The sequence below is a fragment of the Pseudomonas sp. ME-P-057 genome (genome assembly GCF_030208975.1).
In the GTDB taxonomy this organism is placed as follows: Bacteria; Pseudomonadota; Gammaproteobacteria; order Pseudomonadales; family Pseudomonadaceae; genus Aquipseudomonas; species Aquipseudomonas lutea.
This window is the reverse complement of record NZ_JARVSX010000038.1, coordinates 305,614-326,782: the sequence shown is the minus strand read 5'-3', so window position 1 is coordinate 326,782 and position 21,169 is coordinate 305,614. Positions and strand designations below refer to the sequence as shown.

Sequence of the window (21,169 nt, the reverse complement as noted above, 5' to 3'; positions counted from 1 at the left end):
AATCGCGGGCAAGCGCGCTCCTACAGCGACCGCGACGCCCATCTTCTGTGTCAGCCATCCATACAAACCTCTTTACCCAAGCTTTACCGACGCCTGACCTCGCTTGACCTTGATCTCCCTAAACTGGCCTCAACCGGCACAGAGCCGAAATCGAGACAAGGAGATTCACCATGCGCAAGACTTTGATGGCTTTGATGTTCGCCGCAGCCCTGCCTACCGTTGCTATGGCCATGCCTCCAGAAGGCGGCCCGATGGGTGGCCCTGGCGGCCCAGGCTTCGACGGTCCCGGCATGCATCACCGCAAAGGCCCAATGGACAAGCTGAACCTGACCCCCGACCAACGTCAGCAAGTCGACAGGCTAATGGGCGCTCAATGGCATGGCCGCAACGAGATCACCCAGAAGTACCTGGCCAAGCTATCGGCCGCTGACCAGAAGGCGATGAAGGATGAACAGGACGCTGCCCGCGCTAAAACCCAGTCCGATGTCCGTGCGTTGCTGACACCTGAGCAACAGAAGACCTTCGATCAGATGCAGAAGGATGAAGCTCAGCGCCGCGCGGACCGCGCCGAGTTCGAAGCCTGGAAAGCGCAGAAAGCGCAAAAAACCCAGTAAGGGCCAGCGGCACGGCATTACACTTCCCCCAACCCGACACGCTCCCCGGCGTGTCGGGTTTTCTGTTTAATGACCCGGGTTCGAGGGCAGCACGTGCGTTCATTGTTTTGGCGAATCCTCGCGAGCTTCTGGCTCGCCATTGCGTTGGTAGCAGGCCTGTCGATTTTGATGGGGCATGTGCTCAATCAGGACGCGTGGATTCTCAGCCGTCATCCCGGGTTGCATAACCTGCCGCAGAAATGGGTTGAACTGTATGAGGGGCAAGGCGAAAAGTCCGCGCAGGACTTTTTGCAAGACCTCAAGCGCAAATACCACATTGACGTTCAGGTGCTGAACGACAGCGGCGAGGCAGTCATCCCCGGCACTTTTCCGCCCCGCGCGGCCGCGTTCGAAGAACGCCAGAACGACGACACACGCCCTCTGCCGTGGCGTCGTCTGACCACCGAATACACCAGCGCCAAGACTGGCGAAACTTACCTGCTGATTTACCGCATCCCGCACCCCGAGTTGGACGCATGGCACCGCGAGAGCCTGCTCTGGCCGCTCAGTGCGCTCGGCATTGCCCTGGTGGTGCTGACCTTGTTCAGTCTGCTGGTGACGCTGTCCATTACGCGCCCGCTGAGTCGCCTGCGCGGCGCCGTGCATGATCTGGGTCAGACCACGTATCAGCAGAACAGCCTCGCGCAACTGGCCAATCGACGTGACGAGTTTGGTGTGCTGGCAAATGACTTCAACCGCATGGGCGCCCGCTTGCAAAGCCAGATCAGCAGTCAGCGTCAATTGCTTCGCGATGTCTCTCATGAACTGCGCTCGCCACTGGCGCGGCTGCGGATTGCTCTCGCGCTGGCCGAACGCGCCGAATCGGTCGAGCGCGACAAACTGTGGCCACGCCTGACCCGTGAGTGCGACCGGCTGGAGGAGTTGATCAGCGAGATTCTGGCGCTGGCGCGGCTGGATGCCGACATGGGCAGTGCGACGCCTGTCGATGTGCCGGGGCTGTTGCTGCATCTGCAGGCGGAAACGGAGATGAGCAGCGCCGAGCAGACGGTCTCTGTGTCGGTGCAGCCCGATGTGCAACTGCTGGGATGGCCGAGTGTGCTGGAGCGGGCGCTGGATAATCTGTTGCGCAACGCGTTGCGGTTCAATCCCGTAGGGCAGCCTATCGAGTTGAGCGCGAGCATTGAAGGGGATGAGTTGCGCCTGAGCGTGCGCGACCATGGCCCCGGCGCTAATCCCGAGCACCTGGCGCAGTTGGGCGAGCCGTTTTATCGCGCGCCGAACCAGACCGCGCCAGGGTATGGGCTAGGGCTGGCGATCGCCAAACGAGCGGCTGAAAAGCATGGGGGCAGTTTGCTCCTTGGCAACCACCCTCAGGGCGGATTTGTAGCCAGCATCGTGGTGCCACGCGAGCTGACCGCTGCGCAGTCCCGCTGAATGGATGCTGTGATTAGTAGGACCGGCTTCAGCCGGGAAGAGGCCGGAACATACATCCCGAGTTTTCGGCGTTACGCATACCGCCTTCCCGGCTGAAGCCAGTCCTACAGTGGCGTCCGTCGTCAACATCGGGATAACGTGGGTTTCCTTACCCTTGCCAGGCGCTGACAAATTCGTTGACGTCCGGCTTTTGCGCTTCACGCGGCGGGTTTTGCGGGGTGCCCAGGTAAAGAAAGCCGACGACTTCTTCGTTGGCCGTCAGCCCCAGGCCTTCTGCGACATGGCGCGAGTAGGACAAGTCGCCAGACCGCCAGACGCCGCCGATGCCCAATGCGTAGGCCGCCAGCAGGATGCCGTGGGCGGCGCAGCCGGCGGTGATGACCTGCTCATTCTTAGGGACTTTGAAATGATCGGTCAGGCTGGCGATGACCACGACCACCAAGGGCGCGCGCAACGGGCCATTGCGGGCCTTGTCCAGCGCCTTGGCATCTGCGTCGCCGCCTTTCTCGATAAGGGCCTGGACCAGGAGCTCCCCCATGCGGTTGCGTGCCTCGCCCTCCACCGTAAGGAAGCGATAAGGCCGGATAACGCCGTGATCAGGTGCACGCAGGGCAGCGCTGAACAGGATCTCACGTTGCTCGGCGTTCGGGCCGGGCTCGATCAAGCGGGGCACGGACACGCGATTAAGCAATACGTCGAGCGCTTCCATTAAGTCGTCTCCAGAAAAAATGACGGGCCATTGTAGTGCCCTCGGTGCAGTCTTGAACTTCAATAACGATTAACCAGGGCAATTACTTACAACACTCACAGAAATGCCTCGGTTTACACAGGCGAGCCGGTGAGTAAAATGGCCGCCCTCTCACTTCCTGATCCGAGCGACTGCATGGCGTTGCCGACTCTCCGCATCATCGGTTTCATTATTGGCATCTTCCTCATCACCCTGGCCATCGCCATGGTCGTGCCCATGATCACTCTGATGATTTTCCACCGCACGGCCGACATGCCGTCGTTCCTCTGGTCGAGCCTGATCACCTTCGTCTCCGGGCTGGCGCTGGTGGGCCAGGGCCGGCCCGAGCATGTGCACCTGCGGCCCCGGGACATGTACCTGCTGACCGTCAGCAGTTGGGTCATCGTCTGCGTGTTCGCCGCGCTGCCGTTCCTGTTGACCCAACACATCAGCTACACCGACTCCTTTTTCGAAAGCATGTCGGGCATCACCGCGACCGGCTCCACGGTTCTGAGCGGGCTGGACACCATGTCGCCCGGCATCCTGATCTGGCGCTCGTTGCTTCACTGGCTGGGCGGTATCGGCTTTATCGGCATGGCCGTGGCGATCCTGCCGCTGTTGCGCATCGGCGGGATGCGCCTGTTTCAGACCGAATCCTCGGACCGTTCCGAGAAGGTCATGCCGCGCTCGCACATGGTGGCCAAATTCATCGTGCTCGTGTACCTCGGCATTACCGTACTTGGCACGTTGGCGTTCTGGTGGGCCGGCATGAACCTGTTCGACGCCATCAACCACGCGATGTCGGCGATATCGACTGGAGGTTTCTCCACTTCGGATCAGTCACTGGCGAAATGGCCGCAACCCGCCGTGCATTGGGTGGCGATTGTGGTGATGATCCTCGGCGCCCTGCCCTTCACCCTGTACGTTGCGACCTTGCGCGGCAACCGCGGGGCACTGCTCAAGGATCAGCAAGTGCAGGGCTTCATCTTGCTGCTGTTGGTGACGTGGCTGGTGATGGGCGCCTGGTACTGGGCGACGACCGATCTGCCGTGGTACGACGCCTTGCGTCATGTCGCACTCAACGTGACCTCGGTCGTGACGACCACCGGCTTCGCGCTGGGGGACTACAGCCTGTGGGGCAATTTCGCGCTGATGCTGTTTTTCTATCTGGGATTCATCGGGGGCTGTTCGGGGTCAACGGCGGGCGGCGTGAAAGTGTTCCGCTTCCAGGTCGCGTACATCCTCCTGCGCGCCAACCTGCACCAGTTGATCCATCCGCGCGCGGTGATCAAGCAGAAGTACAACGGCCACCGCCTTGACGATGAAATCGTGCGTTCCATCCTGACCTTCTCGTTTTTCTTCACCTTCACGATCTGCCTGATCGCGCTGATGCTGTCGCTGCTGGGGCTCGACTGGATGACCGCCTTGACCGGCGCCGCCAGCACCGTGTCCGGCGTGGGCCCGGGGCTGGGGGAAACCATCGGGCCGGCGGGTAACTTCTCGACGCTGCCGGATGCCGCCAAATGGATCCTGTCACTGGGCATGCTGCTGGGACGCCTTGAAATCATTACCGTGCTGGTCCTGTGCATCCCGGCGTTCTGGCGGCACTAAGCGGCCGATGCAGGTCGTGCAACCTGGGCTAAACTCTGCTGATCACTCGTATCAGAGCCTACCCCTATGGAAGCGGTTAAGACGTTTACCCGGTTTTCTGATTTCTATCCGTACTACCTGCAGGAGCATCGCGACAGTACGTGTCGGCGTCTGCATTTCATTGGCACCAGCCTGGTTGTTCTGATCCTGGCGTTCGCCGTGCTGAGCGCCAACTGGCTGTTGCTGTGGGCATTGCCGCTGGCGGGCTATACCTTCGCATGGGTCGGCCACTTCTTCTTCGAGAAAAACCGCCCCGCCACGTTCAAGCATCCGTTTTACAGCCTGCTCGGCGACTTCGTCATGTACAAGGACATGCTCACCGGCAAGGTGTCGTTCTGACAGCCGCTCGGCTCAAGGCGATTTAACCTCAAACCGACTTGAGCTCAGCGCCTGGCTCATACAGCCTCGCCCACCGCCTGCGGCACTTCGGTGCTTTTGGCTTTGAGGTGGGCATCGGCCAGCCTGAACAGCTCAATCGTGCCATCCCAGTGTTCGATCAAGGCGGTGCAAGACTCCACCCAGTCACCACAGTTGAGATATTCCACACCGCCCACCTGACGAATTTCGGCGTGATGGATATGCCCGCACACCACACCGTCCAGACCGCGCTTGACGCATTCATGGGCGATGGCCTCTTCGAAGTCGCTGATGAAACTCACCGCCGTTTTGACCTTGTGCTTCAAGTAGGCCGACAGCGACCAGTAGCCATAGCCGTACTTCGCACGCCAGTGGTTCAGCCAGCGATTGAGGGTCAGGGTGAACTCGTAGGCCGAGTCGCCAAGAAACGCCAGCCAGCGGTGATAGCGGGTGATGACATCGAACTGGTCACCGTGGATGACCAACAGACGACGGCCGTCAGCAGTCAGGTGTACGGCTTCGTCGACCAGCTGGATGTTGCCCAGAATGAGCTTTGAATAGCGCCGCAGGAATTCGTCGTGGTTGCCGGTGACGTAGATGACCTCGGTGCCGCGCTTGCTCATGGTCAGCAGACGGCGAATGACGTTGGTGTGCGCCTGCGGCCAGTACATGCCGCCACGCATCTTCCAGCCGTCGATGATGTCGCCGACCAGATAAACCTTGTCGGCATGGTATTGCTTGAGGAACCCGCTGAGGTGTTCGGCCTGGCAGTCGCGTGTGCCCAGATGCACGTCCGATATCCATAAAGTCCGGACACGTTGCTTTCGGCTGGGTTTCACGCTCTCGGCAATGCTCATGGATCACCTCCACTTGGATTTCTTCAAGCGTGGACGCGGTCGGTGAAATGAACATGACGGCAGTGTTTAGCTTTGATGACACGAAAGATCGGGTAACACGTTTACCGACAGACGCAGAGGTGTAGCGCCGGTTCCGATTCGCTTTCAGGTATCCAGACCAGTGTGACGGTCGTTATGCCCCAGATCGCGGTCGGGATCGATCTGGTCACGCACGCGCTGCTTGAGCACCTTGGCCTCGGGGAAGCCACCATCGGTCTTGCGCTCCCAGATCTGCACGTCATCGCAGGTGATACGGAACACGCCTCCCGTCCCTGGCACCAGCGATACCTTTCCCAGATCGTCGGTAAACGTGCTCAACAACTCTTGCGCCAGCCAGGCGGCGCGCAGTAGCCACTGACACTGCGTGCAATAGGTGATGGTGATCTCAGGTTTGGTGGGCATCGATCAGCCCAACCCGGCGAGCAGGTCACGGGCAGTTTGCTGCGGGCCGTCGTCGGAGCCTTCAATGACTTCCTGCAACAGACGGCGCGCCTCCTCGATATTACCCTCATCGATCAGCACCTGCGCCTCGTTGATCTTGCTCAACGGCTCCTCTTCAAGGCTCAGCAGATCAAAGCCGCCCTCCTCGATCATGAAGCTGTCGAGAAAGGCATCATCCAGCAGGTCGTTGCTGCTCTGTGAAGCCACTTCAGGACCCGGTTCAAACTGCACGTCCATCTCCAAGGGCGACTGCTCCTCGGCAAAATCACTCAAAAATTGCTCATCCGGCATCTCGAAGACTTCGGGCAGCTGCGTCAGATCGGACGAAAAAGAAGTGTCCAGCTCAGGTTCGGCTTGCGGCACAGGCGCGGGCTTGCGCGCGGCAGGTGCACTGTCGAACGGGTCCACAAGGTCCCAGTCGGCGTCCATGGAGAGGTCGTCCAGGTTAAGCTGGAAATCGTCCGACAGGTCTACGGGGTTCAGCGATGCCGCAGCATTTTCGTCCAGCTGCGCAGACTGGACGGGGCTCGTCTCTGCGAGGTCGTGTATTGGTTCGCTGGACAGCGACGGGTCAGATAGAAATTCGCCGACTGACTCGTCCGGCGCTTGCGACACCAGCGTAGCCACACCGACCGCCGCAGCAGGCACGATCGCTGAGGTCGCTGCCTGCGTGGTGAACGTCGCCGGTTGAGCCTGCGGCGCAGGTACGGCAGGCTGGCGAACCAACTTCGGGTAACGGCTGCGGATGTCGTTGAGTTTCTGCGCCTCGACACCCTGGCTCAGCAGAATCTGTTCTTCTTCGTCATACCCTTCGACATCGCCCTGCTCGCCCAACAGCTCGAGGATCCGCAGGCGGACGTCAGTGCGCTCGGGTTGCCGGTCCAGTGCGTCACGCAAGATGGCCAGTGCTTCGGCAAAACGACCGTAGGCGATGTAGATACTTGCGCCATCAAGAGCATCAGTGGCGGCGCCGGCCAGACGCTGGCCGGCCGGGGCCGAAGATGCCGGGCGCGGAGCCGTTACGGCAGGCACTTCAAAAACCGGAGTGACCGTAGCGCCGGCCCGGACGATCGGCTCGGGCGCCACGGGCTCAAGGGCCTGCTGATTCTTGATTTTGTTGCGCCGCACCGACCAGGCCAGCGCCAGGAGCAGCAACAGCACCAGAAGGCCCGCCAGGATCGATGTCCAGGGAAGCTCATCGTCCACGTCGGCGACCGGCGTTGGTGCTGGAGCAGGAACCGGGGTCGCGACCGGGGCCGGAGCCGTCGCAGCAGTGGCGGGCACAGCAGCAGGTGCAGGTGCAGGTGCAGCAGGCGCAGCTGCCACAGAAGGCGCGGGTTGCGCCGACTGGGCCTTGAGCTCGGCCAACTGAGTCTGCAGCTCGATGATCTGCTTGTCCTTGTCGACTTCTTCAACAGAGGCCGTTTGCACTTGCTGCTTGAGGTCATCCAGCGTCTTGTTCAACTGCTCGTTGTCCGACGCTGCGTTTGTTGACGGGTCGTTCTGCGATCCAGGGCCAGGGGTCGGCGTGGTGGACGTCGGCGTGGTAGGTGTCGACGCTGTGCCGGCTGGATTTGAGGCCGCAGCGGCACTCGGCTTCGGCTCGGAAGCGCTGTCAGGCAGCAACAGGCTCTGGCCTACCTTCAACTGGCTGCGTTCGCCATTGGGAAATGTTTGCGGGTTGAGCGCCAGAATGCCTTTGACCAGGTCTGCGGAAGACGTCTTGCTGCCCGGGGCCTGGACTTGGCGAGCGATCCCGGCCAGCGTGTCGCCGGAAACAACCGTGTAATGCTTGCCCTGTCGAGCCTGAGGCGGCGCCACCGGAAGCCGTGACTCATCAGCCTTGGCGCCCGCTGCAGGAGATTGGGCTCGGCTGCGCGTCGCGGCAACCCCCGACGCCGAGGTGGGCGGGTCGAGCAGCACGGTGTACTCATGCAGCTGATCGCCGTTGGGCCGCACCAGCCTGACCAGGAAATTCAGATACGGTTCGGTGACTGCCTTGTGCGACTCAATGTGAATGACGCTGCGGTTGCCGCGGATTACCGGAGTGAAACGCAGGTCATTGAGAAAGAACACGCGTTCTACGCCAGCCTTGGCAAACGCTTCGGGCGGCGCCAGACCGACGACGATCTCCTCGGGACTCATTCCACCCGCCTCGATCAGTTCGATGTCGGCATTGAAAGGTTGCCCAAGGGCAGAATGCAGGCTGATCTCGCCCAGTCCCAGCGCAGCGGCCACGGAGCTGTGCAGCAACGCGACCGAGGCAAGGCCGATGCCGAGCAAACCCGAACGAAGACCCGACTGAACACGAGGGGCTTTACCCGCTTCGCGACGACTACCGGCCTGAAAACTCTTCAGCATGCGAACCCTTTTGAAGACGAGGCAGGCTTCCCTGCACATTCCGTACGTGCCCGGACACGTTTTCCGGGCACTATCAGTATGGGTGCAAATAGAACAGGATGTTTCGCCCGCTTCAATGTATTTGTCGCGGAGCGTCGGGCGGTTTTCAGGATTTTTCGAGGTTGGCGAGGATTTTTGAATGGACGCGCATGCACATCCGCAGTTCTTCCTCGTCAATGCCGGCAAACAACTCGTGGCGCAAGGCAGTGGCAATGGTTTCGATTTGCTCGATCAGAGGTCGGGCGGTGTCGCAGAGGACGATCTTTTTCGCCCTGCGATCTTCCAGCACAGCCTGCCGCAGGACCAGACCCTGATTTTCCAGGCTGTCCAGCAGGCGCGCCAGGGTCGGTCCTTCAACCCCGACACTTTGCGCCAGCTCGCGCTGGGTAGGCGGGGCTTTAAAGCGCGCCAGGTGCAACAGAACCAGCCAGCGCGCCTGGGACAGTCCCAGATCAGCCAGGCGGCGATCCAGCTCTGCACGCCAGCCTCGGGACATATGGGCCAGCTGCATGCCAAAGCGATGTTCTTCGGTTAACGGCATAGGTAACTCGATGGTTAAAGGCGAATCCTAATTAATAGGCAGCTAACCATGGAGCCGGGGATGAGGCAAGCGCCCCGCTGTGGTGATTCGTCGCACAGGCGGCGCGGCGTCAATCCAGCGTGCAGGCCGCTGAAAGCTGCACGTGTCCGCCACCGCGCTGCTAAACCTCGAATTCGGATTGCAGTGCTGCGCGCACGCAATACAGCACGCCCTCAGGGACGCGACCGGTGAACAGCTCGGCAATGGCAGCCACCGGGGGTAGCTCGCCTTCGCCGTCCAGGAACGCATCCTGAACTTCAGTCAGCAGATCTTCGGGGAGGTCCAGCGCCTGATCCAGTGACAGCTGCTGTTTGCCGATGGCTTCGGCGAGCATCGTGTAGACGTTTTTTTCCGAACATTGCAGCTGGCCGGCGATCTGCATCGGCGTCATGCCCGCACGCGCAAGGCTGATGAGCTCATGCCGAACATCGGCCACCACCCGTGGTGCCGGTGCCGCGCCGCCGAGGACTTCAAGGAATGCCTCACCGTACCGCTCCAGCTTGCGCGCGCCAACACCGCTGACCCGGCCCATTTCGGCCATGGTTCCGGGTTGGCTGCGCAGCATTTCGAGCAAGGTCGAGTCAGGGAAAATGACGTACGGTGGCACGCCGTGTTCTTCGGCCAGTTTGCGCCGCAGCGCGCGCAGCGCTTCCCACTGCTCGCGTTCTTCGCCACGCACCAGTTGGCTCGCGGGGCTGCCGGAAGCTTTGGCGGTGGTCTGCGGCTTCAGGTCACGGCGCAGCTGCAAGGTGACTTCGCCACGCAAGAGCGGACGGCAGGTATCGCTCAGGCGCAGGCCACCGTAGCCTTCCAGATCGATGTCGGCCAGGCCGCGCGCCACGAGCTGTCGGAACAATGAACGCCATTCCCCTTCGCTGCGGCTCTTGCCTACACCAAAGACCGCCAACTTCTGATGACCGAAGCTCTGGACCTTGTCGTTCTCCTTGCCGAGCAGTACATCAACCAGGTGCCCAACGCCATAACGCTGGCCGGTGCGATAGATCGCCGACAGCGCCTGTCGTGCAGGTTCGGTGGCGTCCCAAGTCTCTACGCCATCGACGCAGTTGTCGCAGTGCCCGCAGGGGTTGGGCATGATTTCGTCGAAGTAGGCAAGCAGCGACTGACGGCGGCAGCGGGTTTCTTCGCACAGCGCCAGCATCGCGTCGAGCTTGTGCTGCTCGACGCGCTTGTGCCGCTCGTCGCCCTCGGAGTTCTGCAGCATCTGCTTGAGCATCAGCACGTCTTGCAGACCGTATGCCATCCATGCATCTGCCGGCAGACCGTCGCGCCCTGCCCGGCCCGTCTCCTGGTAATAAGCTTCCAGCGACTTGGGTAAATCCATGTGCGCGACGAATCGCACGTTCGGCTTGTCGATGCCCATGCCGAAGGCGATCGTCGCGACCATGATCAGCCCTTCTTCATTCAGGAAGCGGCGCTGGTTGCCGGAACGGGTCTCAATCGGCAAGCCGGCGTGGTAAGGCAACGCCGGATAACCGTTGTCGCTCAGAAAGGCGGCGGTCTCCTCGACCTTCTTGCGCGACAGGCAATAAACGATGCCTGCATCGCTGCGACGCTCGGACAAAAACGCGAGCAGCTGTTTGCGCGGCTGCTCTTTGGGAACGATGCGGTAAAAGATGTTCGGGCGGTCGAAACTGGAGAGGAAGCGCTCGGCGTTTTGCAGGTGCAACCGCTCGACGATCTCTTCGCGAGTCCGCTTGTCCGCCGTTGCGGTCAGCGCGATGCGCGGCACGTCCGGGAACAGCTCCGCCAGTTGCCCCAGTTGCAGGTACTCGGGGCGGAAATCATGCCCCCACTGCGAAACACAGTGGGCTTCGTCGATGGCGAACAGGGCGATTTCGAGATTTTGCAGAAACGACAGCATGCGCGGCTGAACCAGACGCTCCGGCGCCAGATACAGCATCTTGATTTCACCCAGACGGATGCGGTTGGCAAGCTCGCGCTGCTGCTCGGCGCTCAGCGTGGAGTTGAGGGCCGCAGCCGACACACCCAGCTCTTCAAGCGTTGCCACTTGGTCGTCCATCAACGCAATGAGCGGCGAAACCACCACGGCAAGACCATTGCGCAGCAGGCCCGGCACCTGGAAACACAGGGATTTGCCGCCGCCCGTAGGCATGAGCACCAGAGCATCACCGCCACTGGCCACGCGCTCGATAATGGCACCCTGGCGACCGCGGAAGCTGTCGTAGCCGAAGATGTCTTTAAGTACGCGTTGTGCCTGGTCGAGCATAAATACCCCGGATGGTGCCGCAACAGCGGTCGAGAATCGCTGTGGAAATCGCAAAGCGCGGCAGTATACCGGAGCGCCCCGACAGATTGGACAGTGGCGACACCACCGGTCGAAATTAAGCGCAATACCGATTCCAGTGCCCTCGCCGCTGGCGCCGAGCGCCCTCAGGGCCTAGAATTCAGCATCGTTTATTTCCAGGGTAGTCCGTCAATGTCCTTCGCTGAGCAATTACACCGCCTGCAAGCCTTCCTCGATGCCGATGAGCTGCATGACGAAGCGCTGGACTATGTAGCCGCTCATGGCTACCTGACCGCGTTGTCCATCTGTGCCGAAACCGTGCCGGACCGTGAGTGGATCGACGCTCTTTTCGCCGAGCCCCCTCATTACGCCGACGAGGCGCAACACCAGGAAATCGAAGCCACACTGATCCAGCTAAAGGCCCACATCGCTCGCCAGCTGGCATCGGACGAAGAGTTTGAGCTGCCTTGCGACCTGGACTTGGGTGATGACCCGGACGACTCCGAATTGCGTGGCTGGTGCATTGGTTTCATGGAAGGCGTGTTCCTGCGCGAATCTGCCTGGTTCGAGAACGATGAAGAGGAAGTCAGCGAGATGCTGCTGCCGATCATGGTCGGTTCCGGCCTGTTCGACGAACAGCCGGAGTTTGCCGATATCGCCGCCGACGCCAATCTGATGGACGACATGATCGTGCAGATTCCAGAGGCACTGACCGCCCTTTACCTGTTGCTGCAAGCTCCAGACGAAAAGCCGGCGATCCTCAAGCCTCGCCATCACTAAGTCGCAGTTGCGTACGAGTCAAAGCGGCTCGTACGCGTCCCCCTCCTATTTGTGCTTCTTGTCACTCTTCGCGAACGCTGATTCCAGCGCCTCGTTGACCGTGCGCAGCACTTTTACCCTCGCCCATCGCTTGTCGTTGGCCTCAACCAGCGTCCACGGGGCAATTTCGGTGCTGGTGCGATCTACCATGTCTCCCACCGCCTCTCGGTAAAGCGGCCACTTGCTGCGGTTGCGCCAGTCGTCCTCGGTGATCTTGTGGCGTTTGAAGGGCACCTTCTCCCGCGCTTGAAAACGCTCCAGCTGAGTCTTGTCGTCGATCGCCAGCCAGAACTTCACCACAACAACGCCGAAGTCGGTGAGCTGTTCCTCAAAGTCGTTGATCTCGCTATAAGCCCTCAACCAGTCCGCCTCCGAGCAAAATCCTTCGACGCGCTCGACCAGCACCCGCCCATACCATGAACGGTCAAACACAGTAAATTTCCCGCGCGCCGGAATCTGCCGCCAGAAGCGCCACAGATAAGGCTGAGCGAGTTCGTCCTGGCTGGGCGCGGCGATCGGCACGATGTGGTACTGGCGCGGATCAAGGGCGGCGGCGACGCGTTTGATCGCACCACCCTTGCCTGCGGCGTCGTTGCCTTCAAAAACCGTAACAAGCGCATGACGGCGCATGCGTTTGTCACGCATGAGCCCGGACAATCGCGCCTGCTCGGCAATCAGCTGTTCTTCGTAATCATCCTTTTCGAGCGCCAGCGTCATGTCGAGGTTGTCGAGCAGGCTTAGCTCATCGCTGTTGTTCGGCAAAGGCCCCAGGCCCACCAGATTGGTTTGCCCTTCGGGCGTTCTCAAGGCGTTCTGCAGACCTTCAAGCAAAAGCCGGCCCACTGTCAGACTGCGGTAGTTGGGGTCCACGCCTTCAATGACATGCCAGGGTGCGTAGTCACGGCTGGTTCGACGCAGCACACGCTCGCCAAAGCGTACGAACCGGTCGTAGGTCTTCGACTGCTGCCAGTCCAGCGGGCTGATGCGCCAGCTGTGCAAGGGGTCGTCTTTCAATGTCTTGAGGCGCAGCTTCATCTGCCGCTTGGAAAGGTGGAACCAGAATTTGAAAATCACCGCGCCCTCATCGACCAGCATCTTTTCCAGTCGCTCGGCGGCATTGATGGCTTGATCGAGCACCGGATCCTTGAACCGTTTATGGACCCTGCCCTGAATCATCTGGCTGTACCAGTTACCGAAAAACACGCCGATCCGCCCTTTGGGAGGCAACTGGCGCCAGTAGCGCCAGACCGGAGGATGGGCCAGTTCTTCATCGGTTTGCTGATCGAAGGTGCGGACCTCGATGTAGCGCGGATCCATCCATTCGTTGAGCAACTTTACCGTTTCGCCCTTGCCTGCGCCCTCGATGCCGTTGATCAGCACGATGATCGGGCGCTTGCCCTGCTCATGCAGTTCGTACTGGGCCTCCAGCAGCGCTTCTCGCAGAGACGGGACTTCGCTGTCGTAGGTTTCATCGTCGATGGTGTGGCCGATTTCAGCAGATTCGAACATGCAGGGCTCCCTTCAGGATCGCTCAGGACTGGCAGGCACGGCGCAAGGCAGGCCGGGCCGATGCAGGTATGACCGTTAATCAGGGCCATCGGTCAATGCGGCCAACATAATCGGTGTCAGACAACGTCAGTTGACCGCATGCGCTTCCTGCCTTGCCCGGCGCAATTACCAGCCGGCGCGGTAAAGGTCCGTCAGTTGACGGAGCATCAACGCTTCTGCGGCCTCGCGTTCTGCAATCAGTGCCAGGCCTTGCCGATGATAGTCGTCGGGGTCAGCCGGCGGACGTTCTTCCAGCGCGGCCATGCGACGGCGCACTGAAGCGGTGGCTGCGGCCAGCCCTGACTCGTGATCGGCGCGTAGCCGCGCGTTCCACTGCTGATCGCTGACTGCAAATTGCAGGAACGCCGGGCCGCGCTCCGCCTCCAGGACTCGCCGACGGGCGTCCAGCAAGACCCAGCGGTCAACCGCCGCCAGACGCGCCCAGACCATGCGATGAGGTTGGCCGGGCAGGCCGAGGTCATCGGCCAGACCGATTCGGTAAGCCAATCGGACTTCTGCATGATCCACTCCCACCCCCAGGCTCTCGCGCCGGGCGATCTCCGCGTCGGCGAGTGACTGCACTTCATGCAGGCGGAAGAGCTGACGCATGACGCCGAGTAACGCATCCGTGCGCCTGGCTTCGGCCACGCCGCGCAAAGACTCGCGGCTGTATACCGCGACCTGGATGTCGCTGAATATCAACCGCGCACCGTCCTGGCAGGTCTGGTTGGCGCCGAACAAACGGTCGTTGGCCATCACTTCAAGCTGCCCGCGCAACGCAGCATCCTGCGCGGCCGCTTCCAGAACGCTGAGCACGTCGGCGGCAAGCTCGGCATGGAACTGAGAGAAATCCGGGGTCTCTCTCAGTCGCTGCAACAGCACCAGCACATGTGGCGCGTCGCCGTCCGCCGCCACCTGTGCCCACGCTTCCTGCAAGCGCCGGTTCAGCACATCCTCGCCGGGACGTAACCACTGTTGCACCGAGGGGGCGGCAGCGGAGCGACCCGAATGGGCACGGTGGGCGTGAGACGCGCTTTCGTCGTCGGATGTCTCAGACTCGCGGTCGGACTCGCTGTCAGTCAGGGCACCTTCCACGGGGATCTCACGGATGTCGTCGGGGAAATCGAAATCGAGGCGGTAGCGATGCCCATATCCCGTGTCGTTGCGCCAGTAATCCTCCAGCGTCTGGCGCGAAAAAGGATTGTTGTAGCCATAGATGACGGTATGCCGCTCATGATCCCGCGGGTTTTCGACGATCTCGGAGGCGATCTCGGTGATGTGGTTATCACTGATGTCCAGCTCGGCGAGGGCCAGCGAACGAGTCCAGTCCGGCCACTGCGTCAAGCCTGTATTGTTGATCCACAGGGTCGACAGGCGAAAGCGGCTGGTATCGCTGAATTCACCCAGATAGGTCCCCGCCAAACTGAGCGAGTGCAGCGCCGGAATATCCATCAATCTGTCCATCGCCGGCTGACTGATCGGCCACGGCATATTCTCCAGCGTCAGATGCTCAAGAAATTGCAGTTGCAGCAAACCCTGCGGGACCTCGGTGAAACTGCCGCGCACATTGAGGTGAGTCATGTTCGGGAAGTGCGCCACAAAAGCATTCACGGCGGCCGTGTCAGCCTGTACATGATTGAGTTCCACCCGAGTGATATCCGCGTAGAAATGATGCAACGGCGGCAGCTCCGGAAGGGAGGTATGTTCCAGGGTTAGCCAGCGAGAGCCCCGAGGCGCAGCATCGTGGCTGAAGCGCCAGGCCCTGCTCAGCACCTGGGCTACCTGGCGGCGAGCCGCACGTTCACCGTCATTGAGCAAGACGCTCATGTCATCGGCTTCCGCCCACGCGATCAGACTTGCGTGCAGTTGCTCGTAGGCCAAAGCCCGCGCATTTGTGGCTGCCAGGAGTGACGGCAGCGGCCGCCCGCGTTGCGCCATCTCCTCTACCTGCTGCGCCATATCCGTGCTTTCCGGATAGAGGTCCGTCATTGCCTGAAGCAGTTGCTGCCGAACGGCGCCGTCACTCGCCGGCAAGCCCGGTCCGCGGCCGCTGAGCGGATAACCGAGGCGGCCCCCCGGCAAGCGCTGCGGCGGTCTGAACGCCGTCGGCAGGGTCCACTCCCCCAATTGCTCGAACGCCCACTTCGGCTGCGAGTGAACCCAATTGAAAATTCGCCGCTTGAGCGCGCGGACCTCGGCGCCAGTGCCAGAATCGTCTAAACCCATTACCTGCCGAATGTCTTCCGGAAGTGCCTGAAGCAGCGCGGAAAACAGGCTGGTATCGGGTTGCGGCCCTGCAACGCCGTCCAGGTGAAATCCATTGGCTCCTTTGATGAGCGATCGTCGCCTCGCTGCATGCTCTGCCCCGATGCGATCGAGCACCGGTCCGGTGGCGACGCCCTCGCGGATCTCGATGCGCAGGTCGGCAGGCCACCCGGGGAATGTCGCAAGGCTGCGCAGCGTCAGGCGTTGCACATCGTTGCCGGGAGTGTCGCGGGGGGCGAAAAAACCTTCAAGCGCGCGGCTCATCCGGGTCTGACGCAGGTGCAGGCGGACCTTGCCGGCGACCTCCAGCGGGATGCGTCGAGTACTCGACATTGCCAGTCGCTGTTCCGCGCTCGTTTCGGCGACTAACGCCTCGGCCGACGCCAGGGTGAGGGAAGGAAAATCCCGCCTGAGCAGCATGATCATGGGCTCACTGGACTGTTCGCTGGCAGCGTACGCCTCCTCGAAATTCTGGGCAGAAACTGCCGGGTTCCGACGCAAACGAAGCCGCTTTGCCGTGTCGAGCAGTGCCGCCGGCGCGGGCTGTTCGTCAATGTGCAAGGCCGCCAATTGCTCACCGTCCATGCCACTCACCGCCATGACCCGGGCAACGTTTTTGCCTTCAAGCTCTGCCAGGTCCGGGTGCAGGCGCCGTAGCGCAACGGCCGGGTCAGCGAGGCGCAAGCGGCCGACCGGGTCGCGCGCAAGCACGCTACGCTTGATGAAATACGGCGGTTGCAGGATCGCAGCGTCGGCAGTCATGGCGTGTGTCGCGCCGCCCGCCGCCCCCATCGCGCCCATGAGCACCAGATTCTCGGCAACATTCCCCAGATGCTCCAGGGCCTGGTCCATGTCGCCATGGCGCCACGCATCAACGCCCTCGAAGGTCTCGTCGAGCAGTTGCGCGCCTGCCACGAGCAGCATCGTTTCGCCCAGAACCGGCACAAACAGCGCGGCAAGGTTCGCCGCATCAATGCCGAAGCTCAGCCATTCAGCCCGGCGCTGCTCGCGGGTCTTGCGGTCTTCGTCGTCTGTGGGCACAGCCAGAACGCGCGCGTCATCTTTGATCCGCAGTAACGTATCAAGGTAAAACACGCCACCCAACGAGCCGCCCAGGCTGATCGCCTCCAGGTCCAGCTCAGCCTTCTCGTCCACCTCGGCAACGCTGATGAACTGCCGATGGAAGCCTGTGCCACGGGCGACGCTGTGCAGGACATGGGGCGCCAGACGCTCGCGCAATCGTTGAAAAAAAACGGCTTTGCTGCGCTCGGGAATGAACCTGTCGACGTAGTGCTGGTAGGCCTCGTCACGCAGTCTGGTCCGCAACACCTGCGTGAGCTGATCCAGCGACGCGAAAGACTGGACAACGTTATCGGACTCGCCAGGTAAATAGGCGATCCATCGGGCGTCGCCTTTGGGTTTGAACAGCAATGCGTTGCGCAATTTGCAGCCAAGGATGTGCAGGGTAAAAAACTCATCGGTGGGCCTGTTCACATCGATCTTCAGCAGCGCTTGATATTGCGCTTCATCAATCATCCCTTTGAGACGCCCAATGTGACACTCGACCCTCAGCGCCAGCCGCGCGTGCTCGATAATGCGCGCTTTGATGTCCTCGCTGTCCAGACTGCCGGGCACGTCCGGCCGCGCGACAGGGTGCAGCACGTGATGCAGATGCCGTTGATATTGGCCACCGAGATCAAGGCGACGGCACAGCTCGATGAAGCGCGCGGGCTGCACATTCAAGGGATGGACGTCACCGTCCCGCTGCGCCGGCATCGCATTTTCACTTTCACTTTCACTTTCTCTGCCAATGCGGCTGCTGGCGAGAATGGCCGACGTGGTTTCGCGTTCGGCCTCCTGCGCTTCGGGCGCCTCGAAATTCTGTAACGCGGCGGCCAGCAGCGAGCAAGTGCCCGAACCCAGCGGCGAAGCGCGGCCCGTCAGCCAGTGGTGTTTAAACCTGGCGTGCAGGAACACGTCGTGATCGACATCAAAGCCTGGCCCGAACGCGGCGTCCAGTGCCTGCTGCAGCAAAGGCCGGGCAAACGATGGCAGATCCTGGATACGTCGCAAAATGGTGCTGAGATCATCCCGTGCTGCCTGGGCGCGGGTCATGTCCAGGCGCAACGCGTCGCGCATCAGTGTCGGGGCCTGTATGAACCATTGCGGCAGGGTGCTCTGAATGAATGAGGATGTGAGGGCCAGACTGGCGGTGTTCATCGTACGTCCTTGTTTTATAGCTGCTGAAAAAGGTGCATACATAAACAGGGATCGACCCGCAAAGTGGCATACATATGTAGTGCACCGCGCAAGGGGCCCTGGAGTAAACTCGCTGCCTTGCCTGCCCAGAGCCAAACATGACCGCCACCGACCACGCCCAGATCGACTGGGACGAACACGGCAATCCGCATTCCCGTGTATTCGCCGACGTGTATTTCTCGACCGAGTCGGGTCTGGATGAGACCCGTCACGTGTTCCTGACGCAGAACGAACTCGCCGAGCGTTTCGCCGCATTGCCTGCGCAGGGCCGTCTGGTGATCGGGGAAACCGGGTTCGGTACCGGGCTAAATTTTCTTTGCGCCTGGCAGCTGTTCAACGCCAGCGCGGTAGCGGACGCGCGGCTGCATTTTGTCAGCGTCGAGAAGTATCCGCTGAGCCGTGCGGACCTGGAGCGCGCGCTCCGGTTGTGGCCTGAACTGCAGGGCTTTGCAGATCAATTGCTCGGCCAGTATGTGGCCGTCCATCAAGGCTTCCAGCGGTTCGTGTTCGAGGCAGGTCGCGTCACGCTGACCCTGTTGATTGGCGACGCGCTGGAGATGCTGCCGCAGCTGGATGGCGAAATCGATGCATGGTTTCTGGACGGTTTTGCACCTGCGAAAAACCCGGAAATGTGGACGCCCGAACTGTTTGCCGAGCTGGCTCGACTGGCCGCGCCGGGCTCGACCATTGCCACATTTACCAGCACCGGCTGGGTGCGTCGCGCACTCAACGCTGCGGGTTTCAAAATGAAACGGATGCCGGGTATCGGCCATAAATGGGAGGTACTTAAAGGCCACTTCGTTGGCCAGCCCGAGGACGCCCGCCACACCGAAGCCGTTATGACATCCCGGGTAAAACCGTGGTTTGCCCGGCCGCGATTACCCGACGGCCCTCGCACGGCATTGGTCATTGGCGCGGGCCTGGCCGGCTGCGCCACGGCGTCTAGCCTGTCAGCGCGCGGCTGGCAGGTCAGTCTGATGGAGCGTCACGGGGACCTTGCCCAAGAGGCGTCCGGCAACCCGCAGGGCGTGCTGTATCTGAAGCTGTCTGCCCACGGCACGCCGTTGTCGCAACTGATCCTGAGCGGGTTTGGCCACACCCGACGGTTGCTCGAGCGCCTTGAACGAGGTGTGGACTGGGACGACTGCGGGGTGCTGCAGCTGGCATTCGATGAAAAGGAGCGCGAACGACAGGCGCAGTTGGCAGCGGCATTCCCGGACGATCTGCTGCATGTGCTCGACCCCGCCACCGCGCAGAGTCGCGCGGGGGTGGCGTTGGAGAGCGGCGGCCTTTTCTACCCGCAAGGCGGTTGGGTGCATCCGCCCGCGCTGTGCCGCCATCAGGTGAACATGAACAAGGTTCAAGTGCTGGCCCACCGCGAGGTCATTGAACTGCGCCGTGACGAAGGCCAATGGCAGGCATGGGACGGCGAACGCCTGCTCGCCTCTGCTTGTGTTGTCGTGCTGGCGGGAGCGGCTGAAATCAAGCGCTTTCCGGCCAGCGCGGAACTCCCGCTCAAACGCATTCGTGGCCAGATCACACGGTTGGCCGAGACCCCTGCAAGCCAGGCGTTGGCCACCGTGGTCTGCGCAGAAGGCTACGTCGCCCCGGCGCGCGGCGGCGAACACACGCTGGGCGCGAGCTTCGCCTTCAATAGCGACGACCTCACACCCAGCGTTGCCGAGCACCTCGGCAATATTGCGTTGCTGCGGGAAATCTCCGAAGACCTGAGCCAGCGCCTGAAGGTAGACACTCTGCCTCCCGAGAATCTGCAAGGCCGCGCGGCGTTTCGCTGCACCAGCCCCGATTACCTGCCCATCGTCGGCCCGCTAGCGGATCGGGCGGCGTTTCTTGAGGCCTATGCGGTGCTGCGCAAGGATGCGCGTCAGACGCCGGACACCGAATGCCCATGGCTTGAAGGCCTGTATGTCAACAGCGGGCACGGCTCTCGCGGCTTGATCACTGCTCCGCTGTCCGGCGAGTTGATTGCCGCCTGGCTGGACAACGAACCACTGCCCCTGCCGCGAAGCGTCGCCGAAGCCTGTCACCCCAACCGGTTTGTGCTGCGCGGCTTGATTCGAGGCAAACAGGAAACCCGGTAGGGAGGTGTCAAAGGGGCTCGACGGCCTCCAGCCATTATCCGACGCAACTTCTCCCGCCAGCCGACGATCCATTGTCCAGTCCGTTACGCGGGCACCGCTCAACCGTTATCCTCCAGCCATCCCTCCATCAGGTGCGTGTCGATGCTGCAAGTCCAGGGTGTGTTCAAGAGCTACACCACCGCTCAGGGTCCTTTGGCCGTGTTGCGTGGCGCGGATTTGCAGCTGGATCAGGGCGGCAGCCTGGCGCTGATGGGCGAGTCCGGCAGCGGCAAGAGCACCTTGCTGCACCTGGTGGCCGGACTGGATCAGGTGGACAAGGGCAGCATCGAGGTTGCAGGACGGCGACTGGACCAGATGAACGAAGCACAGCTCGCCAACTGGCGGCGTACGGAGATCGGCCTGGTGTTTCAGCAGTTCAACCTGATCGGCAGCCTGAAGGTGGAAGACAACCTTGCCTTTCAGGCGCGGCTGGCGGGTCGCCATAATCCCGAATGGCAGGCCGAACTCACCGAACGGCTGGGCCTGGGTGCATTGCTCAAGCGTTATCCCGAACAGCTGTCCGGCGGGCAGCAGCAACGCGTTGCCATTGGCCGGGCACTTGCTTCACGCCCGGGCCTTTTGCTGGCCGACGAGCCCACAGGCAACCTCGACGAAGCCACCAGCGACGAAGTGCTGCAGTTATTGCTGGACCTGCTTCGCGACAGCACTACCAGCTTGCTGATGGTGACCCACAGTCCGAGGGTGGCGGCACGTCTGCAGCGCCAGGCGGTATTGCATCTGGGTCGTCTGGTCCGCGAAGGCGAGCGCTGAA

15 protein-coding genes are annotated in these 21,169 nt (G+C 61.6%); 7 read left to right on the top strand and 8 right to left on the bottom strand.

The features are described from left to right. Positions 1-170 precede the first annotated feature (170 nt). Both QRN48_RS20955 and QRN48_RS20950 read left to right on the top strand, forming a co-directional pair. Positions 171-614, top strand: coding sequence for a Spy/CpxP family protein refolding chaperone (locus tag QRN48_RS20955; RefSeq protein WP_191944814.1), 444 nt, complete (start codon positions 171-173; stop codon positions 612-614). A gap of 93 nt (positions 615-707) precedes the next feature. Continuing rightward, positions 708-2,048, top strand: a complete 1,341-nt coding sequence (locus tag QRN48_RS20950) for a sensor histidine kinase (protein WP_285352915.1) — start codon at positions 708-710, stop codon at positions 2,046-2,048. Positions 2,049-2,196: 148 nt separating this feature from the next. On the opposite strand, the gene QRN48_RS20945 is transcribed toward QRN48_RS20950, so the two are convergent. Beyond that, positions 2,197-2,757, bottom strand: coding sequence for an NAD(P)H nitroreductase (locus tag QRN48_RS20945; protein ID WP_285352913.1), 561 nt, complete (start codon positions 2,755-2,757; stop codon positions 2,197-2,199). 174 nt (positions 2,758-2,931) lie between these two features. On the opposite strand from QRN48_RS20945, the gene QRN48_RS20940 reads away from it, so the two are divergent. Both QRN48_RS20940 and QRN48_RS20935 read left to right on the top strand, forming a co-directional pair. Then, entirely contained in the window at positions 2,932-4,386 is a 1,455-nt protein-coding gene (locus QRN48_RS20940) for a TrkH family potassium uptake protein (RefSeq protein WP_285352972.1), read from the top strand. 66 nt (positions 4,387-4,452) lie between these two features. After that, the gene (locus QRN48_RS20935; RefSeq protein ID WP_037013788.1) at positions 4,453-4,764 is read left to right on the top strand and encodes an Mpo1-like protein; all 312 of its coding nucleotides are present in this window, start codon (positions 4,453-4,455) and stop codon (positions 4,762-4,764) included. 56 nt (positions 4,765-4,820) lie between these two features. On the opposite strand, the gene QRN48_RS20930 is transcribed toward QRN48_RS20935, so the two are convergent. The 5 genes from QRN48_RS20930 to recQ all read right to left on the bottom strand — a co-directional run bounded on the left by QRN48_RS20930 (position 4,821) and on the right by recQ (position 11,347). After that, complete coding sequence (locus tag QRN48_RS20930) at positions 4,821-5,639, bottom strand: UDP-2,3-diacylglucosamine diphosphatase (protein ID WP_191944818.1); 819 nt, start codon at positions 5,637-5,639, stop codon at positions 4,821-4,823. A 144-nt stretch (positions 5,640-5,783) separates the two neighbouring features. Further along, a complete protein-coding gene (locus QRN48_RS20925; protein ID WP_285352910.1) occupies positions 5,784-6,080 on the bottom strand; it encodes an Rdx family protein in 297 nt (98 codons plus the stop codon). Between the two features lie 3 nt (positions 6,081-6,083). Further along, positions 6,084-8,480, bottom strand: coding sequence for a FimV/HubP family polar landmark protein (locus QRN48_RS20920; RefSeq protein ID WP_285352908.1), 2,397 nt, complete (start codon positions 8,478-8,480; stop codon positions 6,084-6,086). A gap of 145 nt (positions 8,481-8,625) precedes the next feature. Beyond that, positions 8,626-9,060 carry a MarR family transcriptional regulator gene (locus tag QRN48_RS20915; protein WP_037013795.1) on the bottom strand — a complete coding sequence of 145 codons (435 nt, stop codon included), beginning with the start codon at positions 9,058-9,060 and terminating at the stop codon, positions 8,626-8,628. Between the two features lie 160 nt (positions 9,061-9,220). After that, complete coding sequence (gene recQ / locus QRN48_RS20910) at positions 9,221-11,347, bottom strand: DNA helicase RecQ (protein WP_285352905.1); 2,127 nt, start codon at positions 11,345-11,347, stop codon at positions 9,221-9,223. 210 nt (positions 11,348-11,557) lie between these two features. On the opposite strand from recQ, the gene QRN48_RS20905 reads away from it, so the two are divergent. Further along, entirely contained in the window at positions 11,558-12,145 is a 588-nt protein-coding gene (locus QRN48_RS20905; protein WP_037017255.1) for a UPF0149 family protein, read from the top strand. A 45-nt stretch (positions 12,146-12,190) separates the two neighbouring features. On the opposite strand, the gene pap is transcribed toward QRN48_RS20905, so the two are convergent. Both pap and QRN48_RS20895 read right to left on the bottom strand, forming a co-directional pair. Continuing rightward, positions 12,191-13,693, bottom strand: a complete 1,503-nt coding sequence (gene pap, locus QRN48_RS20900) for a polyphosphate:AMP phosphotransferase (protein ID WP_191944823.1) — start codon at positions 13,691-13,693, stop codon at positions 12,191-12,193. 165 nt (positions 13,694-13,858) lie between these two features. Continuing rightward, entirely contained in the window at positions 13,859-18,217 is a 4,359-nt protein-coding gene (locus QRN48_RS20895) for a dermonecrotic toxin domain-containing protein (RefSeq protein ID WP_191944824.1), read from the bottom strand. Positions 18,218-18,354: 137 nt separating this feature from the next. Between QRN48_RS20895 and mnmC the strand changes: the two genes are divergently transcribed. Beyond that, the gene (gene mnmC, locus QRN48_RS20890) at positions 18,355-20,358 is read left to right on the top strand and encodes a bifunctional tRNA (5-methylaminomethyl-2-thiouridine)(34)-methyltransferase MnmC2/FAD-dependent 5-carboxymethylaminomethyl-2-thiouridine(34) oxidoreductase MnmC1 (RefSeq protein WP_285352900.1); all 2,004 of its coding nucleotides are present in this window, start codon (positions 18,355-18,357) and stop codon (positions 20,356-20,358) included. Positions 20,359-20,499: 141 nt separating this feature from the next. Next, complete coding sequence (locus QRN48_RS20885; RefSeq protein WP_037013803.1) at positions 20,500-21,168, top strand: ABC transporter ATP-binding protein; 669 nt, start codon at positions 20,500-20,502, stop codon at positions 21,166-21,168. Position 21,169: the final 1 nt, after the last annotated feature.

Bases quoted from the DNA above. Each gene is read 5' to 3' on its own strand.
- QRN48_RS20955 (WP_191944814.1), top strand. From the start codon at position 171: ATGCGCAAGACTTTGATGGCTTTGATGTTCGCCGCAGCCCTGCCTACC.
- QRN48_RS20945 (WP_285352913.1), bottom strand. From the start codon at position 2,757: ATGGAAGCGCTCGACGTATTGCTTAATCGCGTGTCCGTGCCCCGCTTG.
- QRN48_RS20940 (WP_285352972.1), top strand. From the start codon at position 2,932: ATGGCGTTGCCGACTCTCCGCATCATCGGTTTCATTATTGGCATCTTC.
- QRN48_RS20935 (WP_037013788.1), top strand. From the start codon at position 4,453: ATGGAAGCGGTTAAGACGTTTACCCGGTTTTCTGATTTCTATCCGTAC.
- QRN48_RS20930 (WP_191944818.1), bottom strand. From the start codon at position 5,639: ATGAGCATTGCCGAGAGCGTGAAACCCAGCCGAAAGCAACGTGTCCGG.
- QRN48_RS20925 (WP_285352910.1), bottom strand. From the start codon at position 6,080: ATGCCCACCAAACCTGAGATCACCATCACCTATTGCACGCAGTGTCAG.
- QRN48_RS20920 (WP_285352908.1), bottom strand. From the start codon at position 8,480: ATGCTGAAGAGTTTTCAGGCCGGTAGTCGTCGCGAAGCGGGTAAAGCC.
- QRN48_RS20915 (WP_037013795.1), bottom strand. From the start codon at position 9,060: ATGCCGTTAACCGAAGAACATCGCTTTGGCATGCAGCTGGCCCATATG.
- recQ (WP_285352905.1), bottom strand. From the start codon at position 11,347: ATGCTCGACCAGGCACAACGCGTACTTAAAGACATCTTCGGCTACGAC.
- QRN48_RS20905 (WP_037017255.1), top strand. From the start codon at position 11,558: ATGTCCTTCGCTGAGCAATTACACCGCCTGCAAGCCTTCCTCGATGCC.
- pap (WP_191944823.1), bottom strand. From the start codon at position 13,693: ATGTTCGAATCTGCTGAAATCGGCCACACCATCGACGATGAAACCTAC.
- QRN48_RS20895 (WP_191944824.1), bottom strand. From the start codon at position 18,217: ATGAACACCGCCAGTCTGGCCCTCACATCCTCATTCATTCAGAGCACC.
- mnmC (WP_285352900.1), top strand. From the start codon at position 18,355: ATGACCGCCACCGACCACGCCCAGATCGACTGGGACGAACACGGCAAT.
- QRN48_RS20885 (WP_037013803.1), top strand. From the start codon at position 20,500: ATGCTGCAAGTCCAGGGTGTGTTCAAGAGCTACACCACCGCTCAGGGT.